16 protein-coding genes and 1 pseudogene are annotated in these 17,263 nt (G+C 66.6%); 9 read left to right on the forward strand and 8 right to left on the reverse strand.

Translation table 11 applies throughout. The annotated features are described in order from the left end of the window. Positions 1-39: 39 nt before the first annotated feature. The 5 genes from gyrB to dnaA all read right to left on the reverse strand — a co-directional run bounded on the left by gyrB (position 40) and on the right by dnaA (position 7,257). Positions 40-2,064, reverse strand: coding sequence for a DNA topoisomerase (ATP-hydrolyzing) subunit B (gene gyrB / locus G6N16_RS02630; protein WP_083030187.1), 2,025 nt, complete (start codon positions 2,062-2,064; stop codon positions 40-42). Positions 2,065-2,271: 207 nt separating this feature from the next. After that, entirely contained in the window at positions 2,272-2,841 is a 570-nt protein-coding gene (locus tag G6N16_RS02635) for a DUF721 family protein (RefSeq protein ID WP_083030186.1), read from the reverse strand. Then, positions 2,834-3,982, reverse strand: coding sequence for a DNA replication/repair protein RecF (recF, locus tag G6N16_RS02640; RefSeq protein ID WP_083030185.1), 1,149 nt, complete (start codon positions 3,980-3,982; stop codon positions 2,834-2,836). The genes G6N16_RS02635 and recF overlap by 8 nt, the downstream gene beginning before the upstream one ends. A gap of 16 nt (positions 3,983-3,998) precedes the next feature. Continuing rightward, positions 3,999-5,186, reverse strand: a complete 1,188-nt coding sequence (dnaN, locus tag G6N16_RS02645) for a DNA polymerase III subunit beta (protein WP_083030184.1) — start codon at positions 5,184-5,186, stop codon at positions 3,999-4,001. Positions 5,187-5,766: 580 nt separating this feature from the next. Continuing rightward, positions 5,767-7,257 carry a chromosomal replication initiator protein DnaA gene (gene dnaA / locus G6N16_RS02650; protein ID WP_083030183.1) on the reverse strand — a complete coding sequence of 497 codons (1,491 nt, stop codon included), beginning with the start codon at positions 7,255-7,257 and terminating at the stop codon, positions 5,767-5,769. 599 nt (positions 7,258-7,856) lie between these two features. Here dnaA and rpmH point away from each other — a divergent pair. The 9 genes and pseudogenes from rpmH to G6N16_RS02695 all read left to right on the forward strand — a co-directional run bounded on the left by rpmH (position 7,857) and on the right by G6N16_RS02695 (position 14,582). Next, the gene (gene rpmH, locus G6N16_RS02655) at positions 7,857-8,000 is read left to right on the forward strand and encodes a 50S ribosomal protein L34 (RefSeq protein ID WP_068001749.1); all 144 of its coding nucleotides are present in this window, start codon (positions 7,857-7,859) and stop codon (positions 7,998-8,000) included. Between the two features lie 23 nt (positions 8,001-8,023). After that, entirely contained in the window at positions 8,024-8,386 is a 363-nt protein-coding gene (gene rnpA / locus G6N16_RS02660; protein WP_083030182.1) for a ribonuclease P protein component, read from the forward strand. After that, the gene (yidD, locus tag G6N16_RS02665) at positions 8,383-8,721 is read left to right on the forward strand and encodes a membrane protein insertion efficiency factor YidD (protein ID WP_407663614.1); all 339 of its coding nucleotides are present in this window, start codon (positions 8,383-8,385) and stop codon (positions 8,719-8,721) included. The genes rnpA and yidD overlap by 4 nt, the downstream gene beginning before the upstream one ends. Continuing rightward, positions 8,714-9,847, forward strand: a complete 1,134-nt coding sequence (yidC, locus tag G6N16_RS02670; protein WP_083030181.1) for a membrane protein insertase YidC — start codon at positions 8,714-8,716, stop codon at positions 9,845-9,847. Before yidD ends, yidC begins: the two co-directional genes overlap by 8 nt. A gap of 84 nt (positions 9,848-9,931) precedes the next feature. Continuing rightward, positions 9,932-10,507 carry a Jag family protein gene (locus G6N16_RS02675; RefSeq protein WP_083030205.1) on the forward strand — a complete coding sequence of 192 codons (576 nt, stop codon included), beginning with the start codon at positions 9,932-9,934 and terminating at the stop codon, positions 10,505-10,507. Between the two features lie 52 nt (positions 10,508-10,559). Next, positions 10,560-11,237: pseudogene (rsmG, locus tag G6N16_RS02680) on the forward strand (16S rRNA (guanine(527)-N(7))-methyltransferase RsmG); the annotation flags it as partial. Positions 11,238-11,398: 161 nt separating this feature from the next. Beyond that, positions 11,399-12,346: a ParA family protein gene (locus G6N16_RS02685; RefSeq protein WP_083030179.1), complete on the forward strand. Its 948-nt coding sequence runs from the start codon at positions 11,399-11,401 to the stop codon at positions 12,344-12,346. Further along, positions 12,343-13,374: a ParB/RepB/Spo0J family partition protein gene (locus G6N16_RS02690; RefSeq protein WP_083030178.1), complete on the forward strand. Its 1,032-nt coding sequence runs from the start codon at positions 12,343-12,345 to the stop codon at positions 13,372-13,374. The genes G6N16_RS02685 and G6N16_RS02690 overlap by 4 nt, the downstream gene beginning before the upstream one ends. Positions 13,375-13,799: 425 nt before the next feature. Beyond that, positions 13,800-14,582: an acetyltransferase gene (locus tag G6N16_RS02695; protein ID WP_083030177.1), complete on the forward strand. Its 783-nt coding sequence runs from the start codon at positions 13,800-13,802 to the stop codon at positions 14,580-14,582. Here the strand turns inward: G6N16_RS02695 and G6N16_RS02700 are convergent. From G6N16_RS02700 to trxB, 3 genes are all read right to left on the reverse strand, one after another. Continuing rightward, entirely contained in the window at positions 14,529-15,752 is a 1,224-nt protein-coding gene (locus G6N16_RS02700) for an N-acetylmuramoyl-L-alanine amidase (RefSeq protein WP_083030176.1), read from the reverse strand. The two genes, G6N16_RS02695 and G6N16_RS02700, sit on opposite strands and share 54 nt — an antisense overlap. A 156-nt stretch (positions 15,753-15,908) precedes the next feature. Continuing rightward, positions 15,909-16,226 carry a thioredoxin gene (gene trxA / locus G6N16_RS02705; protein WP_083030175.1) on the reverse strand — a complete coding sequence of 106 codons (318 nt, stop codon included), beginning with the start codon at positions 16,224-16,226 and terminating at the stop codon, positions 15,909-15,911. Continuing rightward, positions 16,223-17,218: a thioredoxin-disulfide reductase gene (gene trxB, locus G6N16_RS02710; RefSeq protein WP_083030174.1), complete on the reverse strand. Its 996-nt coding sequence runs from the start codon at positions 17,216-17,218 to the stop codon at positions 16,223-16,225. Before trxB ends, trxA begins: the two co-directional genes overlap by 4 nt. Between the last annotated feature and the right edge of the window lie 45 nt (positions 17,219-17,263).

Genomic DNA, 17,263 nt, shown 5'->3' on the forward strand with positions numbered 1-17,263 from the left:
TCCTCGGTTCGACGATGGTCGGATTCGGCGGTTACCCGGTTAAACGTCCAGGAATCTCACGTCTTTGGCGTTGCGGGTGATGAAGCTGCGGCGGGCCTCCACGTCTTCTCCCATCAGGATCGAGAAGAGTTCGTCGGCGGACGCCGCGTCGTCGAGGGTGATCTGGCGCAGCACCCGGACCGAAGGGTCCATGGTGGTCTCCCACAGTTCCTTGGCGTCCATCTCGCCGAGGCCCTTGTAGCGCTGGATGCCGTCGTCCTTGTTGATCTTCTTGCCGGCTTCCGCACCCGCCTTTAGCAGGGCGTCGCGCTCCCGGTCGGAATAGGCGAATTCTGGTTCGCTGCGTTGCCATTTCAGCTTGTACAGCGGCGGCTGCGCCAGGAATACGTGCCCATTCTCGATCAGCGGCCGCATGAACCGGAACAGCAGGGTCAGCAGCAGCGTGGAGATGTGCTGGCCGTCGACGTCGGCGTCGGCCATCAGGACGATCTTGTAGTAGCGCAGCTTGGAGATGTCGAACTCGTCGTGGATGCCGGTGCCCAGCGCGGTGATGATGGCCTGGACTTCGGTGTTCTTCAAAACCCGGTCGATACGGGCCTTTTCGACGTTGATGATCTTTCCGCGCAGCGGCAGGATCGCCTGGAACATCGAATCGCGGCCGCTCTTGGCCGAGCCGCCGGCGGAGTCGCCCTCCACCACGTACAGCTCGGATTTGCTCGGGTCGCTGGAGCGGCAGTCGGCCAGCTTGCCCGGCAGGCCACCGAGGTCGGTGGCACTCTTGCGGCGCACCAACTCCCGGGCCTTGCGCGCGGCGAGACGGGCCTGCGCGGACGAAACTGCTTTGTTGACAACAGTTTTCGCCTCGGCGGGGTTCGCCTCGAACCAGTGGGTGAGCTGCTCGTTGCAGGTCTTCTGAACGAAGGACTTGACCTCGGTGTTGCCCAGCTTCGTCTTGGTCTGGCCCTCGAACTGCGGGTCGCTGACCTTCACCGAGATGACGGCGGCCAGTCCCTCGCGGATGTCGTCACCGGAAAGATTGGGATCCTTCTCCTTGAGCAGCTTCTTGTCCTTGGCGTACTTGTTGACCACCGAGGTCAACGCCGCGCGGAAGCCTTCCTCGTGGGTGCCGCCCTCGTGGGTGTTGATGGTGTTGGCGAAGGTGTGCACGGATTCGGAGTAGCCGGAGTTCCACTGCATGGCGATCTCGACTTCGTGGCCGGGGCCCTTCCCGTCGAAGTCGATGATGCTCTGCTGGATGGGGCTTTTCGTACGGTTGATGTGCTTGACGTAGTCGACCAGGCCGCCGGGGTAGTGGAACACCCGGTGCTTGACCTTGTGCACCGCCTTCTCCGCCTCCTGCTCCTCGGCGGTCTTTGGCGCCTCGGCGGTGTCGCTGACCACCTCGTCGGTGACCTCATTGCGGGTGACCCGCTCGTCGGTCAGCTCGATGGTCAGTCCCTTGTTGAGGAACGCCATCTCCTGCAGCCGGCGGGCGACGGTCTCGAAGTCATAGGTGGTGGTCTCGAAGACGTCGGGATCGGCCCAGAACCGGATGGTGGTGCCGGTCGCCTTGGTCTTGTCGCCCTGACGCAGGGTTCCGGGGACGGAGTTGTCGTAGGTCTGGAACCACTCGAAGCCGTCGGTCCGGATATCGGCTTCCAGCCGGGTGGACAGCGCGTTGACTACCGAGACGCCGACGCCGTGCAGACCGCCGGAGACGCTGTAGGCGCCCTCCTCGAACTTTCCGCCGGCGTGCAGCACGGTCATCACGACGTCGACGGTGGGGATGCCGGTGGCATGCATCCCGACCGGGATGCCGCGGCCGTTGTCGGTGACCTCAACACCACCGTCTTCCAGAATCCGGACGATGACCTTGTCGGCGAAGCCGGCCATCGCCTCGTCCACCGCGTTGTCGACGACTTCCCAGATCAGGTGGTGCAGACCGCGCTCTCCGGTGGACCCGATGTACATGCCCGGGCGTTTGCGGACGGCTTCGAGGCCTTCGAGAACTTTGATCGACTCTGCGCCGTATGCCTGCGGGGCATTCTTTTTCTGGGCAGCCACGATGAGAATGCTCTCCTTAGGGGTACGCAACGCCCACGGGCGGGTCGCCGGTGCGGGCCAAATGTTGTCGATAGTCTACAGCGAGGCACCGGCAGCACCGTTTCTCAGGGCGCGTTTCCACCGTGCTAATTGCGCCGTGAGCCGAATATCTCGACATCGGGTGCGTCCTGCCGCTTGAAGCGACCCGTCGCCACCTTGGTGGGCCCGTCAGCCGTAGGTGTCGCGCGGGCCACGGCCGCCGGGCATCGACCGATTCCCCTTGCGCCACGACGGGGCGGCCGGGCCGCTGATCTTCAGCGTTTTGACCACTCCGTCGCCGACGGCCGCCGCGATCTTGGCGAGCAGCTGCGCCTGCATCATCCTTAACTGCGTCGCCCACGCGGTGGATTCCGCCGCGATGGTCAGCACCCCGTCGCGCAGTCCAACCGGGTTGGCGTGTTCGGCGATCTGTTCGCCGACCACGGTGGACCACTGGCCGATCACCGAACCCTGCGCGACCCGCGAATCCCAACCCCGGGTGGCCGACAGGTCCCGGGTGGCGGCAGCAAAGGTCTGGGGGTCACGGGCATCGGGTCCCGGCCCGGACCAGCGCCTCCGCAGGTTGTTACCCCGGGTACGACGGGATGGCACCGCCCCGGTACGGCCGCGGCCGACGTCCTTGCCCTGCGAACGGGCCGCACCTCGGGCTTCCTCGAGAGTGCGCCGGACCAGATCCATTCCGGACAGCCCGGCAAGATGCGCGGGCGGACCGGCGTCGGGTTCCTGCGGATCAGTCATCGGTCATCACCGAAATCCTCTCCCCGTCATTGTCGCGCATCTGCACTCCGATGCGCCGCGCATCCCAGTTGTCCGGGATGTCGTCGGGCACCGCGGCCGTTACCACGACCTGCTCTGCCTCTTCGGCGACCGCCGCCAGCGCCCGGCGCCGGGAATTGTCGAGTTCGGCGAAGACGTCGTCGAGAAGAAGCACAGGTTCGACCCCGTCCGCGCGTAGCAGTTGATACGACGACAACCGCAACGACAGTGCCATGGACCAGGATTCACCATGGCTGGCGAATCCCTTGGCCGGTTGGTCGCCGAGATGCAGCTCCAGATCGTCGCGGTGCGGGCCCACCAGACACAGCCCCCGTTCCAGCTCGGCCGAGCGCCTGCGCTCCAACTCTTCCAACAGCGCGGCCTGCAGGTCCGAGACCGTCATCTCCGCGGTGACCGACGGCACCGATGATCGGTAACCAACCGCCGCCGGCCGTGACGACGGTGCCAGTCCGTGATAGGCGGTTTCCAGCTGGGGGCCAAGTTCAGTGACCAGCGCCAATCGCGCGGCCAGCAGTTCCGCCCCGTGCGTCGCGAGTTGTCCGTCCCATACATCGAGCGTCGAGATGACCGACGGGTCCCGGTGCCATCGGCCGCCGGTGGCAGATTTCAGCAGCGCAGACCGCTGTTTGAGGATCTTGTCATAGTCCGCACGCACCGCCGCGATCCGCGGGCGCAGCTGAGTAGCCAGATCGTCGAGATAGCGACGGCGTTCGCTGGGTTCACCGCGCACCAGCGCGAGATCCTCCGGGGCGAACAACACCGCCCGCAGCGCTCCGATGACGTCGCGGGTCCGTCGCACCGGTGAGCGGTTGAGCCGGGCCTTGTTGGCGCGGCCGGCCGCGATCTCCAGATCGAGCGCGAGTTCCCGGCCGTCGTTGACGACGATCATCGACACCACCGCGCGGTCCGCACCGGTCCTGATCAGCGGAGCGTCACCAGCCACCCGGTGGGAATTCAATGTCGCGCAATACCACAGGGCCTCAACGATATTCGTCTTGCCGTAGCCGTTGGGTCCGATCAGAACCGTACGCCCGGGGCCGAGTTCGAGCTCGGCGGTGGGCCAGGAGCGGAAGTCCCGCAACGCCAGGTGCCGCAGATACAAAATCTGTACCCGTCGGCTATCCGGGCAACCGGACCGGCATCAGCAGATAGACGTACTCCGAATCCTGGGCGGGGAACGGGCCGCTGCCCGACACCACGGTGTCATCGCCCACCGGGCGCAGCACCGCCGGCTTGTTGGCGGTGGTGAATCCGAAGGAGACTCGGTCAGAATGCAGCGCACCGAGACCATCGGTGAGGTAGGTCGGGTTGAACGCGATGGTCAACGGTTCACCGGCGAATTCGACGGCAAGCTCTTCCTCGGCCCGGCCGGTGTCTTCGGTCCCCGCCGAGAGCACCAGGGCGCCGTCGCCGAATTCCATCCGGATCTGGGCACCGCGGTCGGCGACGAGCGCGACACGTTTGATGGCTTCGGAGAGTTCCGCGACGGCCACCGTGGCGATCGCGGTGTGCTCGGCCGGCAGCAACTGACGGAACTTCGGGAACTCGGCGTCGAGCAGCCGGGTGGTGCTGCGCTTGCCGTCGCTGCGGATACCCAGCAGTCCTTCCTTGCCGACGCTGGGACCGGCTCCGAGCGCCAGGTGCACCTCGGTGCCCGCGGCCCCCGCCTTCGCGGCCTCGGCCAGGGTCTTGGCCGGAACCAGCACCGCGGCCTGGAGGCCGGCGCTGGTGGTGGACCAGGTGAGTTCGCGCACGGCGAGCCGGAAACGGTCGGTGGCGGCCAGGACGACCTTGTCCCCGTCGATCTCCACCCGGATTCCGGTGAGCATCGGCAGGGTGTCGTCCTTGCCGGCGGCCACGGCGACCTGGCCGATCGCCTCGGAGAAGACCTCGGCCGACAGCACGCCGGTTTCCTCCGGCAGGCTGGGCAGCGCCGGGTAGTCCTCGACCGCCATGGTCGGCAGGGAGAACTTGGCGCTACCGCAGTTCAAGTGAACCCGGGTTCCCTCGACGTGGACGTCGATCGGCTTGGCCGGGAGTGCCCGGGTGATATCCGACAGCAATCGACCGGATACCAAAACACTTCCCGGAGAGGCGATTTCGGCGGCGATCTGCACCTCGGCGGAGACCTCGTAATCGAACCCGGAGATCGTCAGGCCATTGTCGGTCCCGGTCAGCAGCACGCCGGCCAGGACCGGAGCGGTCGGTCGGGACGGGAGGCTACGGGCAACCCAGGCGACCGCGTCGGCGAAATCTTCCCGGACCAGACGAAACCGAAGATCGGTCAGACCAACACTCGACGTCACGACGCAATCACCAGGTACGCAGCCAGCATGTCAGGTCGAACCCTTTCCTCGAAACGCACGCCTTGCTGGGATTCCCCCATGGCGAGACCGCACCGACGAGCTCGGGGCTGTCGGTCATCGAAGAACAACCTAAGGCTTTCCCGGGCAAGTTGAAAGCGGCTCCGGTCAATCGATGGGCGGGCCGGCGAGCAGACCCGGATCGGCAACGTGATGGTTCTCCCCAAGGCCCTACTTCTGAGAAGAACTTAGAGAGATATTTCGGTAACAGTATTAGAGGTTGTGGAGTCTGTGGATAACCGGTCATTTAGCCAGGTGGAAGGAGATTTCGGGATGTGGATCGGCGGGGGATGAGGAGACCTGGGAGGGAGGCCGGCTGTGTACAGGTAGCAGTTGTGCAGTTTGTTCACAGTTCATCCGGCGGTTGCTTCGAGGGTTATCCACATTCGCGTACACATCAATGGACGTGACGGGTGTTGGCCGTGTGACGAAAGTTTTTGTGCGTCGAGGCGTGCAGGAACCCCGAAGTTGGGCGTGTCGTGTCGCGTGTCGTCCGCGGCAACGTGATCGGTGACCGGATTTGTCAGCGCTTGGAACGCTGCCGGATCCGGGTGGTGAGTTCCTTCACGTGATCGAAGACCTCACGGCGGTCGGCGATTTCCTTGAGGATCTTGCGCTGGGCGTACATCACCGTGGTGTGGTCGCGGCCGAAGGCCTGACCGATGCGGGGCAACGACAGATCGGTCAGCTCACGGCACAGATACATCGCGATCTGCCGGGACTGCGCCAGAGATCGGGTTTTTCCGGGTCCGCGCAGCTCCTCGACGGTGGTGTCGAAGTACTCGGCGGTGGCCGCCATGATGGTGGCGACGCTGATCTGGATGGTGCCCGCGTCGGCGAGCAGATCACGCAGCACGATCTCGGCCAGGGCGGTGTCGATCGGGGCCTTGTTCAGTGACGCGAACGCGGTGACCCGGATGAGAGCGCCCTCGAGCTCGCGGATGTTGCGCTCGATGCTGCTGGCGATGAGTTCGAGCACGTCATCGGGGACGTCGAGCCGCTCCATCTGGGCTTTCTTGCGCAGGATGGCGATCCGGGTCTCGATGTCGGGCGGTTGAACGTCGGTGATCAGACCCCACTCGAAGCGGGTCCGCAGCCGGTCTTCCAGGGTGGCCAGCTGTTTCGGCGGGCGATCGCTGGAGATGACGATCTGCTTGTTCGCATTGTGCAGGGTGTTGAAGGTGTGGAAGAACTCTTCCTGGATACCTTCTTTGCCCTCGATGAACTGGATGTCGTCGACCAGCAGGATGTCGATATCGCGGTAGCTGCGTTTGAACGCGACCTTCCGGTCGTCGCGCAGGGAGTTGATGAAGTCGTTGGTGAACTCTTCGGTGCTGACGTACTTGACCCGCATACCGGGAAACAGCCGCTGGGCGTAGTTGCCGGCCGCGTGCAGCAGGTGGGTCTTGCCCAGGCCGGACTCGCCCCAGATGAACAGCGGGTTGTACGCGCGCGCCGGGTTCTCCGCGATGGCCAGGGTGGCGGCATGGGCGAACCGGTTGGAGGCCCCGATGACGAACGTCTCGAAGGTGTACCGGCGGTTGAGGTTGTTGATGTCGGGCTCGGCGGAGTTGGCTCGGTGATCGGCCGCGAAATGATTCGGCCAGTCTTCCTCGGCGCCGTCGAGCAGGGTGTCGTCACCGTCCTCGTCGTCGTCGGCGTCCTCGAGCGGGACCGACGCATCCGGGCGGTCGGTCTCGGACTCATCCGGCGGGGCGATGCGGACACCGAGTTCGACGGGTTCCCCGAGGCGACGGCTCAGGGCCTCGACGATTTGGGTACGCAGATGCCGTTCGATCTCGTTCTGCACGAAGCTGCTGGGGACCGACAACAGCGCGAATCCCTCGACGAAGTTCAGCGGCCGGACGAGTTTGAGCCAGGCGCGCTGCTGGGGGGTGAGGGGTTTGGTGGGCGAGTCACCGTTGACCGAACCGTGGGGTTCGGTGTCGCCGTTGAGCTCCGCAACGACGTCGGTCCACAGGGCCGCGAAGTTGAGGTTGGGATCATTGGTCACGAGAGATCCCCCTAGTCCCAGGTCGTTTTGCGTGCTCAACAGTAGCCGTACCGGCACGTTCGTCCACAACGTTATCCACAGCTGTGGAGAGAGGGGTGTCCGATATGTGGATACCCGGCCGGTTGTCGATCACCCGGGGCGGATGCCGATAAACCTCCGCGACATGCCGTGTGACCTGCGGTTCCGGTGATATCGAAGAGGATTCTGGCAAGGTTTTCAGGTTGTCTCGGACGGGTTCGCGTTAAGCGCTCTGGCAGAAGCTAACAGGTTTATCTCAAGGTGCCAACCATCGGGTAACTTCTGCGGTGACGCCGGATCGGAAGATACGCGCTCTACCCGGTCGCTGCGCCGGTTTTCCGAGGGTAGACGGGACTCGTGAGGTCCCGGGTATCGAGTTTGACCCGGGCAACGCCGGTCAGTACCCTCGAGCAGTCGCCCACACATGGGTGATACGGCTGCGACCCGGGGATTTCCCGGGGACTGCGCCGGTTAGTGATGCAGAAGCGCACAGCTTGGAAACGGCAGCCGCGTCACCTGGGTCTGAGCGGTCGTCTCCGGCGTAGGTGGTTGGCTGCCAGAGGTAACGAGGAGATACAGCCGTGGCCAAGGGCAAGCGGACCTTTCAGCCGAACAACCGTCGTCGTGCCCGTGTGCACGGCTTTCGGCTTCGGATGCGTACTCGTGCGGGACGCGCCATCGTGTCCGGCCGGCGGAGCAAAGGCCGCCGCTCCCTGACCGCCTGATCACTACCGGGCAGGCGGGGACCGTGCTCCCAGCTCAGTACCGGATGACCAGGTCGGCAGAATTCGGGCACACCGTCAAACGGGGTACCCGAGTGGGCCAACCGGATCTGGTGCTCCACATCAATCGCGCCCACCCGACGGCCGGTGAAGAACCGGGCCCGCGGGTGGGTTTGATTGTGAGCAAATCCGTCGGAAACGCCGTGCAGCGGCATCGGGTGTCCCGGCGGTTGCGGCATTGTGTCGCCGGACTGCTCACCGAACTTCACCCCGATGACCGCCTGGTGATCCGCGCGCTGCCCGGCAGCAGTGACGCCGCGTCCGCGCGACTGAGCGAGGAACTGCGGTCCGGACTGCGTCGACTGTCCGCTCGGAGGAATCCGGCGTGAGTTCTTCTCCCGGCTCGACGTCTCCCCTACCGACTGCTGAGTCCGCCCGGCCGGTCGGCCGGATCGTCGGCGCGGTGGTCTATTTGATTCAGCTTTACCGGCACATGGTGTCGCCGCTGCGGCCACCGACTTGTCGGTTCATTCCCACCTGTAGTCAGTACGGGGTGGAGGCGTTGACCACGCACGGTTTGTTCCGCGGCACCTGGTTGACGACGGTTCGCTTGCTCAAGTGCGGTCCATGGCACCGTGGCGGTTGGGATCCGGTTCCCGAGCGCTCGGTGCCGTCCGGCGATGGTCATCGCTGTTGCGATGACGGGAACGAGTCCCATGTCTAATTTCAACTGGTTCAGCCTGGACTACGTGTACTACCCGGTCTCCGGGATCATGTGGCTCTGGTACAAGCTCTTCTCCGAGATTCCGGGGTTGGGCCCGACCAGCTTCTTCACCTGGGGACTGTCGGTGATGTTCCTGGTCTTCACGCTGCGCGCGATTCTGTACAAGCCGTTCGTCAAGCAGATCCGTACCACCCGCACCATGCAGGAGCTGCAGCCGCAGATCAAGGCGCTGCAGAAGAAGTACTCCAAGGACCGGCAGCGGATGGCTCTGGAGATGCAGAAGCTTCAGCGCGAACACAACTTCAACCCGGTGCTCGGGTGTCTACCGATGCTGGCGCAGGTGCCGGTGTTCATCGGCCTGTTCCACGTGCTGCGGTCCTTCAACCGGACGCAGCACGGCGTCGGTCAGCTCGGCCTGGACGTCGAAGTGAACAAGGAGCTGCCGAACTACTTCTTCAGCGCGCTCGACGTCCAGAACTTCCTCGCGGCGAATCTCCACGGTGCACCGCTGGGCGCCACGATGATCCAGCACCAGGGTCTGGAGGCGTTCGTCAACTTCAGCCGGCCCGCGGTGATCGCCGTCGGCGTTCCGTTGATGATCGCCGCGGGTATCGCCACCTACTTCAACAGCCGGGCGTCGATCAGCCGGCAGAGCCCCGAGGCCGCGGCGAACCCGCAGACCGCGCTGATGAACAAGCTGGCGCTGTACGTCTTCCCGCTCGGCGTCGTCGTCGGCGGCCCCTTCCTGCCCCTGGCCATCATCATCTACTGGTTCTCCAACAACATCTGGACCTTCGGCCAGCAGCACTACGTCTTCGGCAAGATCGCCAAGGAGGACGAGGAGAAGAAGGAAGAGCAACTCGCGCGACGGGCGGCTAACGCCCCGGCTCCGGGCGCCAAGCCCACGAAGCCGCGAAAGGGCGGTGCGGCTGCGGCTGCGGCCACCGAGGTGGCCGGGGAGATCACCGAGTCGGCGGGCAGCGAGGAATCCGCGACGGAGGTTTCGGAGGCCGATGGCGGATCTGCGGACGATGTCTCGAGCGGGGGGAGTACCGGCGGCGGCAAGCCGCGTCCGGGTGCCAGCCCACGACCGGGTGCGCGGCCGCAGCGCAAAAAGAAACGTTGACCCGAACCGGGTAGCGATGCGGCGGGGCCGGTGTGGAGATGACGCCGGCCAGGCCGCGAGTACGTGATTAAGGATGGGATGAATATGACTGAAGCCGAAATCGCCGACGAGGTGCAGGCGCCGGAGGGCGTGGCCGAGCCGGAGGACGCCACGGAAGAGGACAACGCGGCGGCCGAGCCGACGGGATCCGAGGACACCGAGGATCGCTTGGTCGCCGAGGGTGAGATCGCCGGCGACTATCTGGAGGAGCTGCTCGATCTGCTGGACTTCGACGGTGACATCGATCTCGACGTCGAGGGCAGCCGCGCGGTCGTCAGCATCGACGGCGGTGAAGACCTGGGCAAGTTGGTGGGCCGCAAGGGTGAGGTGCTCGACGCTCTGCAGGAACTCACCCGGTTGGCCGTGCACCAGAAGACCGGTGAACGCAGCAGGCTGATGCTGGATATCGCCGGCTGGCGCCGGCGCCGGCGCGAGGAGCTGGCTGCGCTGGGGGAGAAGCTCGCCCAGCGGGTGCTGGAGTCGGGGGAGCGCGAGCGCCTGGCGCCGATGACTCCGTTCGAGCGGAAGATCGTGCACGACGCGGTCGCCGGGATCGACGGCGTGCACAGCGAGAGCGAGGGAGCCGAGCCGGCTCGCCGCGTCGTCATCCTCGCCGACTGATTCAAAATTACATAGCTGTAGTTCGTAGACCGCGGGTCCGAACACCGGAAGGATGTTTCACGTGAAACATGACGCAGCCGAAGCGGCGGCGACGGTGTTCGGCCCGCGGCTTGCGTTGGCGGAGCGCTACGTCGAGCTGCTCGCCACGGCGGGTGTGGAGCGGGGATTGATCGGCCCCCGGGAATCCGACCGGTTGTGGGACCGCCACGTCCTGAATAGCGCTGCGGTCGCCGAGCTGATCGACGCCGACTGCCGGGTTGCGGACGTCGGGAGCGGCGCGGGACTGCCCGGGATTCCGTTGGCCATCGCCCGGCCCGACCTCTCGGTGGCCCTGATCGAACCCCTGGCGCGACGGACGACCTTCCTGGAGGAGGTCGTCGAGGAGCTCGGGCTCGATGTCCAGGTGCTGCGGGGCCGGGCGCAGGAGGTGGCGGCGACGGTCGAGCCGTTCGATGCGGTGACTTCGCGCGCCGTCGCCGCACTGGATAAGCTGACGGCCTGGTGTATGCCACTGGTGCGGCCCGGCGGGCGGATGCTCGCGATCAAGGGCGAGCGGGCTGCACTCGAACTTGAGGAACATCGCAAAGCACTGCAGAAGGCGGGCGCCCTCGACGCAGTCGTAGAGCATTGCGGCGCGGACTACCTGGATCCACCGGTGACCGTTGTGGTCGCCCGCGCCGACGACAGCCGCACCCGCGGCTCCGCGGCTGGCAAGCGAGCTGAACGGCGCGCGAGCGACGACCCGAACCGTAGTTTGGCGAGGGCGGAGCGAGCTGAACGGCGCGCGAGCGACGACCCGAACCGTAGTTTGGCGAGGGCGGAGCGAGCTGAACGGCACCGCCGGGCCCAGGCCGACAAACCCAGACCCACCCGCACAGCGAGGAGAGAACGATGAGCGGCCCCGACGACCAGCGAGCCGACGCGGAAGGGCGCCCTGTTTCACGTGAAACATGGACGCCGGAATCCGAGTTCGACACCCCGATCGCTGCCGCGGCCGCCCGGGCCACGCAGGTGCTGCACAAGAACCGCCGGCTGCCGAGGCCGCCACATCTGCGGGTGTTCACGGTCGCGAATCAGAAGGGCGGCGTCGGCAAGACCACGACGGCGGTCAACCTGGCTGCGGCGCTGGCCCTGCACGGGCTCAAGACATTGGTGATCGACCTCGACCCGCAGGGCAACGCCAGCACCGCGCTGGGCATCGAGCGACGCCAGTCAGGCACTCCGTCGTCGTACGAGGTGTTGATCGGGGAGGTGCGGCTGCACGAGGCGATCCAGCAGAGCCCGCACAACCCGCGGCTGTTCTGCATTCCCGCCACCATCGACCTGGCCGGCGCGGAGATTGAACTCGTCAGCATGGTCGCCCGGGAGAACCGGTTGCGCAACGCGCTGGCGGAGCTGGCCGGCACCGACTTCGACTACGTGTTCATCGACTGCCCGCCGTCGCTGGGCCTGCTCACCATCAACGCCCTCGTCGCCGCGCGTGAAGTCCTGATCCCCATCCAGTGCGAGTACTACGCGCTGGAGGGCGTCTCCCAGCTGATGAACAACATCAACCTGGTCAAGGCGCACCTCAACCCGAACCTTGACGTCACCACCGTCGTACTCACCATGTACGACGGGCGGACCAAGCTCGCCGACCAGGTGGCCGACGAGGTCCGCCGGTACTTCGGCGACAAGGTGCTACGGACCGTCATCCCGCGCAGCGTCAAAGTGTCCGAGGCCCCGGGCTACAGCATGACGATCATCGATTACGATCCGGGTTCCCGGGGTGCGATGAGTTATCTGGACGCCGGGCGCGAACTCGCCGAACGCGGCGCGACAGAGAAGGGACGGGCATGAGCACCCCATCACGCCGTAAGGGAGGGCTGGGCCGCGGTCTGGCGTCGCTGATCCCCACCGGTCCGGCCGACGGCGGTGCCGCGACCAACGGACCAAAGTTGGGCGCTGCGGCTGCCGACGTCGTCATCGGCGGCCCGGTCGCGGAGGCCGCCCGCCGGGCCGACGCTGCCGCGGCCGATGCCGCAGCCGCGGACGCCGACGCGGAACTGGTCGCGGTCTACCGCGAGTTGCCGCCGCTGACAATCCGGCCGAATCCCCGACAGCCCCGCCAGGTGTTCGACGACGAGGCGCTCGCCGAACTCGTGCATTCGATCCGCGAGTTCGGGCTCATGCAGCCGATCGTGGTCCGGGAACTGCCCGTGGCCGAGGTCACCGGCGACGTCCGGTACGAGCTCGTCATGGGGGAGCGGCGCTGGCGGGCGTCCCAAGCGGCCGGCCTGGAGACTATCCCCGCGATCGTCCGCGAGACCGCCGACGACAACATGCTTCGCGACGCGCTGCTGGAGAATATCCACCGGGTCCAGCTCAACCCGCTGGAAGAGGCGGCGGCGTATCAGCAACTGCTGGATGAGTTCGGGGTCACCCACGAGGAACTGGCCACCCGGATCGGCCGGTCCCGGCCGTTGATCACCAACATGATCCGGCTGCTGAAGCTGCCGATCCCGGTGCAGCGCCGGGTCGCGGCGGGCGTGCTGTCGGCCGGGCACGCGCGGGCGCTGCTGGCGCTGGAAGCCGGCCCGGAGGCGCAGGAGGAACTCGCGGCCCGCATCGTCGCGGAGGGACTGTCGGTGCGCGCAACGGAGGAGGCCGTCACGCTGGCCAACCGCGCCGGTCCGGTGACGCCGCCCAAGCGGCGCAACCCGATCCAGATGCCCGGCCTGCAGGATATCGCCGAGCGGCTCTCGGGCACCTTCGACACCCGGGTCACGGTGAGCCTCGGCAAGCGCAAGGGCAAGATCGTCGTTGAGTTCGGCTCGGTGGACGACCTCCAGCGCATCGTTGAAATGATGGACGCCGCGGGCCGCTAGCCGGCCGCGAACGACGACCCGAGCCGTAGTTTGGCGAGGGCGGAGTGAGCGTGACAACACCGCGAACGACGACCCGAGCCGTAGTTTGGCGAGGGCGGAGTGAGCGTGACAACACCGCGAACGACGACCCGAGCCGTAGTTTGGCGAGGGCGGAGTGAGCGTGACAACCTTCGGCCGGCCAAGCGGATGCACCGAAGACGGCCGAAAAGTGGCCTGCGGAAGCACATCCGGGCATACCGGCGCGTTGCGTCACTGTGACGGTCGGCAAGCCGGCGAAGCCGGAGTGAAGCCGGGATCGCCCGTGACCAAACTCGGGACCGGATCGGGGTTCCGGTGGCCGTAGTCCGGGCAGCTCTCCTATCCTGGAAGAGCCGCTGTCGATCGGGGCGCGCCGCACCGCGTGCCGCAGAAAGGTATGACCTCTGGTGTCGGCCCGTATCCTGCCCCTGCGTCTCGAGGCCTTCGAGCAATTGCCGAAGCATGCCCGACGTTGCGTGTTCTGGGAGGTCGATCCAGACATCGTCGGAAAAGACGAGCAGCTCGCCGATCCGGAGTTCGAGAAGGAGGCATGGCTGTCGATGGTCATGCTGGAGTGGGGATCCTGTGGCCAGGTCGCCGTTCGAGGGCGTGCGTCGCAGGATCTGACCGTCGACACCGACGCAACGGAGCCGTGCCTAGGATACGTCTTCTACGCACCGCCGCACGCGGTGCCGCGGGCGCAACGATTTCCGACCGGCCCGGTCAGCGCCGACGCGGTGCTCCTGACGTCGATGGGCGTCGAGGCCGGGCCCGATGACATCGGCATGCAGCAGGACCTCATCGCGGCGGTGGTTTCCGAGCTGATGCGTCGCGGTGTCCGCGCGCTGGAAGCGTTCGGGCGCACGGCCGATGCGGTCTCGGCGGGGGACCAGGGCCCGGGGGCCGGGATCCTGCCGGCGGATGCCGTTGCGGCCCTGGGTGATTGCTCTTTCGAGCGGTGCATGATCGACGCAGATTTCCTGCGGGGCATGGGTTTTACCGTGGTGGCTCCGCACCGGTTTTTCCCGCGGCTGCGCCTGGAACTCGACAAGGGCCTGGGCTGGAAGGCCGAGGTGGAGGCGGCGCTGGAACGCCTGCTGGACAGCACCCGGCTGGAGCAGCCGGTGGGGGCGGCGTCAGCTGCCGCTGGCGCGCCCGGCCTGCTCGACCGACATCTCGTGGGCGAGTAGCTCGGCGAAGGTGAACGTCCCGGTGGGCCGGTCGTTCTTGCCCAGCAGGTAGAGCCGTTTGACCGCCGCCAGGATGCCCTCGGCGATGGCGTCCCGCGTCTGCGGGGTGACCAGCAGGGCCCGGTCCCGGGGGTTGGTGAGATAGCCGACGTCGACCTGGACGCTGGGCATCCTGGTGCGCCGCAACAGATCCCAGGTACGCCCGTGCGTCCGGCAGTCCCGCAGCCCGGTGCGGGCCGCGACCTCCCGCTGGATGAAATCGGCCAGATTGCGGCCCAGCGTGGACACCGATCCCTGGGCGGTCCCGAAGTAGAATGAGGCGACCCCGTTGGCGGTCGGCGTCGGGTGGGTGGCGCAGCGCAGGGCGATCATCAGGTCGGCTCCGACGTCGTTGGCGACGGCGGCGCGCTCGGCATTGGACGGGCTGTGGTTGGCCGGGCGGGACACGAAGATCTCCATGCCGATGGCGGTCATCCGGCCCTCGAGCCGACTGGCCAGATCCCATAGGATGTCGGCCTCGCTGATCGGTCCGCCGGGTCCCTGCATGATCAGGCCGTGATCGCTGCCGCCACGGCCCGGGTCGATGATGATCCGCTTGCCGGACAGCTTCGGGCCGGACTGGCGCACCATCTCCTCGGAGTTGATCGCGTGCAGCGAGCCGCCGGACACTCGGGAGGACAGGAAGTAAAGCGAGCGCAGGGTTTCCGGCCCGCAGATGCCGTCGGCGGCCAGGCCGTACTCCCGCTGGTACGACATCAGCGCGTTGTGGCTCTGCAGCCCGAAGTAGCCGTCGACGAGCGCGGTGTAGAAGCCGAGATCCTGCAACCGGTGCTGCAGCGTGGCGACATCGTCGCCGTACATCGGGGCGCCGAACTGGTGCGCCAGCACCCGAGCCCCCAGGCGGTACGAGGCCTCCTTGAGCGCCCGAAAGGTCGCGCTGCCCACGATGCCGTCGACCAGCAGGCCGCGGCGCTGCTGGAAGGCCCGGACGGCATGGTCGAGCTCGGTGTCGAACACGTCCAGCGCGACGTGCCGGCCGGTGACCATCTCGGCGTCCGGATTGTCCAGCAGGCCCAGGGACAGTAGAGCCTCGCGGATGCCGATGACGGCCGCACCGCGGTCACCGAGGCGCAACTGATCCTCGGAGTCTCCGCGAGAGGGACTCGGCATTTCACGCCCTTCGGTCACGGGTGCTGGACGGCCGGTTGGCCTGTCGTTGGCGCAAGCCGGTCAGTCGCAATTGTCGCAGACGGGCAGCGAAATTCCGAAACTACCGGTGACGACATCGCATCGAATAGCGCTCCGTCGGGCGACGGCGCGGCGACGTCAGAGGGCGTCGGCCAACTCCCGCAGCAGGGCGGCCTTGCCCTTCGCGCCGACGATCCGCTTCACCGGCTTGCCGTCGCGGAACAGGATCATCGTCGGGATCGAGACGACCTGGAACGCCTGGGCGCTGTCCGGGTTGGCATCCACGTCGAGCTTCGCGACGGTCAGCTCCCCGGCCTTGTCGGCGGCGATCTCCTCGAGCACCGGGGCGACCATCTTGCACGGGCCGCACCAGGTGGCCCAAAAGTCGACAAGTACCGGGGTGCTGCTCTCCAGAACCTCGGTGCGGAAGGTGCTGTCGGTTACGGTCACGGTCATTTCTCGGCTCCAATCAGATCGGTATCGGTCCCGGCGGGTTCGGCATGTTCGGCGTGTTCGGCCAGCCAGCGCTCGGCGTCGATCGCGGCGGCACAGCCGCTGCCGGCGGCGGTGATGGCCTGGCGATAGGTGCGGTCCACCAGGTCGCCCGCCGCGAAGACGCCCTCGACGGACGTCTCGGTGCTGCCCGGGCGGGTCAGCACGTAGCCGTCGGGGTCGTGGTCGACCACGTCGGCGACGAGTTCGGAGCGGGGGTCGTGCCCGATGGCGACGAACACGCCGGTGACGTCGAGGGTGGAGTCCTCGCCGGTGACGGTGTTGTGCACGCGCAGCCCGGTGACCGTTTCGGTGCCCTCGACGCCCAGCACGGTGGTGTTGGTGAGGAACCGGATCTTCTCGTTGGCCTGGGCACGTTCGAGCATGATGCGGGACGCACGGAACTCCTCGCGGCGGTGTACCAGGGTGACGCTGCGGGCGAACCGGGTCAGGAACGTGGCCTCCTCCATGGCGGAATCGCCGCCGCCGATCACGGCGATGTCCTGATCCTTGAAGAAGAAGCCGTCGCAAGTGGCGCAGGCGCTGACGCCGCGGCCGAGGAGCTCCTGCTCGCCGGGGACACCGAGGTAGCGTGCGGCGGCACCCATCGCCAGGATCACCGACCGCGCCCGGAACGTGTCGCCGGCACCGGTGGTGACGGTCTTGACCGGACCGGTCAGGTCGACGGCCTCGACGTCCTCCATCTGCAGGTCGGCGCCGAAGCGCAGGGCCTGTTCGCGCATCTGGTCCATCAGTTCGGGGCCCATGATGCCGTCCTTGAAGCCCGGGTAGTTCTCCACCTCGGTGGTGGTCATCAAGGCCCCGCCAAACGAGGTGCCCTCGAACACCAGGGGTGCCAGCTGGGCGCGGGCGGTGTACACGGCGGCGGTGTAGCCGGCTGGGCCGGAACCGATGATGATGACGTTGTGAATCTGATCCTGGGCGGGGGAGCTCATGGGGACCTTTCTAGCGGGAGCCACATCTCTAGCGTGAGCCACGTC

It is taken from the genome of Mycolicibacterium insubricum, from assembly GCF_010731615.1.
Classification (GTDB): Bacteria; Actinomycetota; Actinomycetes; order Mycobacteriales; family Mycobacteriaceae; genus Mycobacterium; species Mycobacterium insubricum.